The following is a 6300-nucleotide window of genomic DNA, read 5'->3' on the forward strand; positions in this document are numbered from 1 at the left end:
CAAAATTTACCGCTCTGGAAATAGAAGCAGAATTAGAAGAACTAAAGAAAAATATAGGTTGCCAAAATCAATCAAATTTTTCTTCCCCACCCACAGAAAATATAGAGACGAAGCCAAAATTTACCGCTCTGGAAATAGAAGCAGAATTAGAAGAACTAAAGAAAAATATAGGTTGCCAAAATCAATCAAATTTTTCTTCCCCACCCACAGAAAATATAGAGACGAAGCCAAAATTTACCGCCCTAGAAATAGAAGCAGAATTAGAACAACTACAGAAAAATATAGGTTGCCAAAATCAATCAAATTTTTCTTCCCCACCCACAGAAAATATAGAGACGAAGCCAAAATTTACCGCCCTAGAAATAGAAGCAGAATTAGAACAACTACAGAAAAATATAGGTTGCCAAAATCAATCAAATTTTTCTCCCTCACCCTTAGCTCCGGTCTTTGCTGAAATGGAGACAAAAGAAAAATTTTCCGCTCTGGAAATAGAAGCAGAATTAGAAGAACTACAGAAAAATATAGGTTGCCAAAATCAATCAAATTTTTCTCCCTCACCCACAGAAAATTCTGATTTACAACCACACTCAAAATTAACTTGGAAATGTAGAAAAGTTATCAAAGCACATACCGCATCAATTAATGCTGTAGTTATTAGTGCTGATAATCAAACTTTTGCCACAGCAAGTAGCGACTCCTCTGTTAGTCTCTGGAATATCAAAACAGGTAAACGTCTCTACACTTTTTTCGGATATTCCCAGGAAGTGCAAACTGTCGCTCTCAACCCCAAGACTCCCATACTCGTTAGCGGATGCTTCGAGGGAAAAATCACCACATATAATATAGATACAAAAAAACATTGTCAGACTTTTTTCGCTTCTAATTCTCCCACCAGTCACAAAGACTCAGTATTTGCAGTAGCTATCAGTAAAGACGGTAAAAATCTTGTTAGTGGAAGTGCTGACAAAAGTATTAGACTGTGGGAACTAGAAACAGGAAAACTTAAACGTACTTTTGATGGTCATACAGATAAAGTTTGGGCAGTTGCTTGGAGTTACGATGGTAAAACTTTTGCTAGTGGGAGTGCTGACAAAACTATTCGCTTGTGGAATATCAACACTTATCAACCCCCGCGTATTCTGCAACAACATTCTGGTTGGATAACATCTTTAGCTTTTCATCCCACTGAAAATATCCTCGTTAGTAGTAGTACAGACTTTACAATCAAAATTTGGAATGTCGAAACAGAGTCGTTAATTTCTACTTTAGTTAGTCATACAGCACCAGTATTTTCTCTTGCTATTAGTGACAATGGAAAACTACTTGCTAGTGGTAGTCAAGATGGTACAGTAAAAATTTGGCGTTTGTCTAGTGGGGAACTTTGGCAAACTTTGGCAGGTAGTTATCCGGTAGCTTTTTCTGGTGATGGTTGTTTGGTAACTGGGGGTAACGGCAAAAATATTAAAATTTGGCATCAGGTGATGTCGGATGGTATGGTTTCTAGGTCTGGGGAATGGTGGGAAATATTGAATGTGATGCCAAATGCAAATGCAGAAACAGTGAAATTAGCTGATCGTCGTTTAGCTAGACAATATCATCCTGATGTAAATGGGGATAAAGAAGCTGTTTGGAAAATGCAAATTATTAATCAAGCTTATAATCACTTTCTCCATAAATTCAAGTCATGACTTACTCACGCGAACTTTTAATAATAGACATCTACGAAAAAAAATTTGCTCGTTGTTGCGCTTTAGCGCTCCTAGACATATTTACAGCGGTTTTCCTGCAGGGTAGACCACAGTAGGGGTGATTCGCGAATCACCCCTACAAGATTTTTGCTTGTGATATAGAATCCGGTTATATAGTATATGTTCATAATTCTATCTAGACTTCAATATTCAATCTCCCCATCTCCCCAATCTCCCTATCCCCCCATCCCCCCATCTCCGAATCTCCCCATCTCCGAATCTCCCCATCTCCGAATCTCCCCATCTCCGAATCTCGCCCAAATATATAATAAGTATTCAACCGGATTTTATATGAAGATGTGGTTCATCAATTTGAAAAGCGCTGTATGAAGCGCTGAAGCGCAACTACAAACAATAATTATCCGGACATGATATAAATCCTAATTTCCTAATTCAGGATGGGTTGCCAAATAATATTTCAACCACTCATAACCACGCGCTAATAATTCATCAAGAGTTTCCACCCGCCACAATCGCACAACAGCACCATCAGAAGCAGCAGCTAACAATTTCCCATTCGGACTAAAACTCACACTGGTAATTTTCTCCTCCTTTGCCTCAAATAGCGCTAACAAATTGCCGTTTAAATCCCAAAGTCTTGTCTTACCATCACCACTACCCGTAGCAATATATTCATCATTGGAGCTAAAACTAACACTCAACACCCAACCTTCGTGACCCAAAAATTGAGCGATCGCTTTCCCAGATAAATCCCATAATTTGGCTGTGTAATCTCCAGCTCCTGTAACAATGTATTCACCATCGTTGCTAAAACTAACACTCTTCACCTCATTTTGATGCCCCCTAAAATCAGTTATCAACTTTCCCGATAAATCCCATAATTTTGCAGTGTAGTCATCTGAAGCAGTAACCAAATAACTACCATTAGGGCTAAATTCAACTGCTCTTATCCAACGGTAGTGAGCTATAAATTCAGTAATTTTTTTCCCAGATAAATCCCAAATTCTTACTATTCCATCCGCCGACGCAGTAGCGATATAGTTACCGTCAGGGCTAAAACTTATGCTTGCAACCGTGCGTTGATGCTCTGCAAATTCAACAATTAAATTTCCATATAAATCCCATAATTTCGCAGTGCGGTCGTTGGATGAAGTAGCAATATACTCACCATTAGGGCTAAAACCAACACTCCTCACCCATTCTTGATGTGCTTTCAGAATAGATATTTGCTCGCCAGATACATTCCACAAAGCCATATTACCATCAATTGCACCCGTTGCCAGATACTCCCCACCAGGGCTAAAACTAACACAATTAATTCGACATTCATGCCCCCTAAACTCAATAGTCTGCTGCGGTGATAAATCCCACAACCTCGTAGTTTTGTCACTTAGAGCTGTCGCTAAATATTTGCCATCAGGGCTAAAACTAATACTATTTACTGGTTTTTGATGCCCCTCAATTTTGTCTATTTGGTTTCCATCTAAATCCCATAATATTGTGATGCCATCAGCAGAAGCGGTAGCTAATAGTTTCCCATCAGGACTAAAACTGACACTGTTTACCCTTTTATAATGTCCGGTTAACTCTGCTAACTGATATCCGAATAAATTCCAAATTTTTGCCGTGCCATCATTGGCAGCAGTGGCGATCATTTCTCCATCAGGGCTAAAACTAATGCAATTAATTCGGTCTTGATGTCCTGTCAACTCTGCTAAAGGATAGTTACCAACAAAATCCCAAATTTTGGCAATACCACTGCTGGAAGCAATTACTAAGTGTTTGCCGTCAGGACTAAATTTGAGACAAGTTAATCCTCCAGGCAAACCTTTAAATTCTCTGAGTTTGTTGCCTTGTGTATCCCAAAGTCTGGCTTTGTTATGGGAGGAAACGGTGACAATGAATTGCCCACAAGGACTGAAACAGATATCCGATATGCTTTGTTTTTCCGTAAGAGTGAGAATTTTGTTTCCAGAAAAATCCCAAATAATAGCATTGCCATCAGTAGATGCGGTGGCAATGTGTTTGCCATCAGGGCTGAAATTTACTGAATTGACTGTGTGTTTGTGACCTCTAAATTTTGTTATTTGTTTGCCATAAAAATTCCACAAAATAGCATTGCAGTCAGTGGAAGCAGTAGCAATATATTTACCATCGGGGCTGAAAGTAACACTATTAACACTGCGTCGATGCCCTAAAAATTGATTTCTTTCTCTAATTTTATGGAGAATTTGTTGTAGAGCAAATATGGGTTTTGTTGCTGGATAATTTTTTAATTTTCTACCGTCTTTTACCAATTTTTTGAGAGTTTTTCCTGCCTCTATTGCTATGAGTAATGCTTCGATTTCTCTCCCACCTGCTGCAAATTTTTTTAAGGCTTCTATTCCAGAATTTTCGATTTGAATTCCGGCTTTAGCTTCCGCTAACATTTGTTCGGCTTTTTCTTGTGCTTGTCTGGCTTGTTGCAGTAATTTTTCTGCTGTTTGTTTGGCTGTTTCTAATATTTGTTTAGCTTGTCTTTCTGCTATTAGCTCTTTTTGGATTTCTACTAGAGCTAATTCTTGACTTGCTGCCAGAAAATCATTATCTTCTGCACTGAGGTTTTTACCAATTTTCCACTCTAATGCTTCCTGTAATGCTTGCCCTCGTAAAAGTCTCGATTTATCTTCTCGATTAGATATTAACCAGGCAGCGATCGCTTGGCTATATGGTCTTAATTTTGCTAATTCTATTTCTACCCATTCCCGATTAAATATTGTTTGATAAGTCTTATTTTTGACTCTCCATCCACCTTTTTCTTTGACTACTAATCCTGTAAGATTTAATTCTATTTGTTCCAGACTATCTCCAGAATTAATATTAATCGAAGTCTGGAAATTATTTTGTAAAACTTGTTGGTAAAGTCCTAAAAGACGACTAGCCTTCTGTTCATTTTTTAGAAGGCGATCGCGAATAGTTTTTAAATGTTCTGGTTCGTCTTTAGCTTCCCAATTTTCTATTATTTCGACTCGAACTAAATTTTCTACTAATTTTTCTTCCCCACCTGCTGCAATAGGAAAAGGAGACATAATTACCAATTTACAGATTTTTTGTGTAAGAAATGGTTGCCCATCTGTCCAAGCTAAAATTGCTTTTAAAACTGCCAATGGATTATCAGCTTTTGCTACTAAACCTGGAGCTAATGCTTTTGCTTCATGGAGTTTAAAACCTGTTAATTTAATTGCTCTACCAATATTAAAAGGTGTACGATTCTTATCACTAATTAAATCTGAAGGTGTAGCTACTCCTAATAATGCAAAAGTCAGTTTTTGATAACTTGGATTATCAGCTCGTTTATTATAACAAGCTCTAATTAAAGCAAAAAAATCATCTATCGAAAAAGGCAAACTCAGAGTGCTATCTATTTCATCCACAAAAATAACTAAGCTTTGATTAATTCCTGGTAAAATAACTGTTTCTATAAATTGACTCAATTTCTGAATAGGTGTCAAAAATGATAAATTACTCCACCAATTACTAATATCAAATATATCTAAAATTTCCAAACCACTAGCCAAAGTATAAATAATACCCCCATACCATTTTTCCACAGAAATATCCTGACTACCAATAGCAGTTAAATCAATTGCAACACAACTAATTCCATCAGCTTTTAAACGTTTCATAGTTTGAACTCGCAGACTAGACTTTCCCATTTGTCGCGAGTTCAAAACATAACAAAATTCTCCAGTTTTTAACCTTAGATAAAAATCATCATCTGCCTGTCGTTTAATGTAAGTAGGTGCATCAACTGGGAGACTACCTCCTACTTGGTATTGGTAATTATTCATGTTTCATTTTTTCAGAAGTAAGAAGGAGAAGAAGTTAGGAGGGAAGAAAATAGGAGTCATAATTCAGGAGATTCTCTGCGTTGTTCAATTGCAGCAATGTATGAATCTAATAATTTACTTACTTCTTCGATCGGGTAGTAGAAGTTTTGAAGTATTGCCAACAGAACAAGGAGTCAGAAGTCATAATTCATACGAAAAGGTAGCTCCCGATCAGATGTGCTCAAAAATAGCTACTCCAATTCATGTGAGATAATTATATCTATCATTTCCCCCTTTTTTTCATCAATATTTCCTCCTTCTTGCTTCTTGCTTCTTCATTACTTCTACCATTTTTATTCAGAACTTACGCAAATATACTATATATAGAGTCTAAAAACGATAAAGTTATAGTTTTGAACGCTATATATATGGTTTATGCGTAAGTTCTATTTATCCCTAGGGTTTTTCCCTATTTTGACAACCCTGACTTTATGGGTTCCCAAAGAAGTGCTTGGTATTTCTATCATTTCCCCCTTTTTTTCATCAATATTTCCTTCTTCTTGCTTCTTGCTTCTTCATTACTTCTACCATTTTTATTCAGAACTTACGCAAATGTACTATATATAGAGTCAAAAAACTATAACGTTATAGTTTTGAACGCTATATATATGGTTTATGCGTAAGTTTTATTTATCCCTAGGGTTTTTCCCTATTTTGACAACCCTGACTTTATGGGTTCCCAAAGAAGTGCTTGGTATTTCTATTTTTTAGACTACTTTTAA

At 36.8% G+C, this 6300-nt stretch carries 3 protein-coding genes; 2 read left to right on the top strand and 1 reads right to left on the bottom strand.

Annotated features, from left to right (window positions below):
- On the top strand, positions 1–1688 hold a 1688-nt coding region (locus F6K22_RS27620; protein ID WP_293105464.1), incomplete at its 5' end, for a DnaJ domain-containing protein.
- 440 nt (positions 1689–2128) lie between these two features.
- Here the strand turns inward: F6K22_RS27620 and F6K22_RS27625 are convergent.
- The gene (locus tag F6K22_RS27625) at positions 2129–5539 is read right to left on the bottom strand and encodes a WD40 domain-containing protein (protein ID WP_293105466.1); all 3411 of its coding nucleotides are present in this window, start codon (positions 5537–5539) and stop codon (positions 2129–2131) included.
- Between the two features lie 100 nt (positions 5540–5639).
- Between F6K22_RS27625 and F6K22_RS27630 the strand changes: the two genes are divergently transcribed.
- A complete protein-coding gene (locus tag F6K22_RS27630; protein WP_293105469.1) occupies positions 5640–5792 on the top strand; it encodes a hypothetical protein in 153 nt (50 codons plus the stop codon).
- Positions 5793–6300 lie beyond the last annotated feature (508 nt).

Origin of the sequence: Okeania sp. SIO2F4 (assembly GCF_010672385.1) — a bacterium.
In the GTDB taxonomy this organism is placed as follows: Bacteria; Cyanobacteriota; Cyanobacteriia; order Cyanobacteriales; family Microcoleaceae; genus Trichodesmium.

Bases quoted from the DNA above. Each gene is read 5' to 3' on its own strand.
- F6K22_RS27630 (WP_293105469.1), top strand. From the start codon at position 5,640: ATGAATCTAATAATTTACTTACTTCTTCGATCGGGTAGTAGAAGTTTT.
- F6K22_RS27625 (WP_293105466.1), bottom strand. From the start codon at position 5,539: ATGAATAATTACCAATACCAAGTAGGAGGTAGTCTCCCAGTTGATGCA.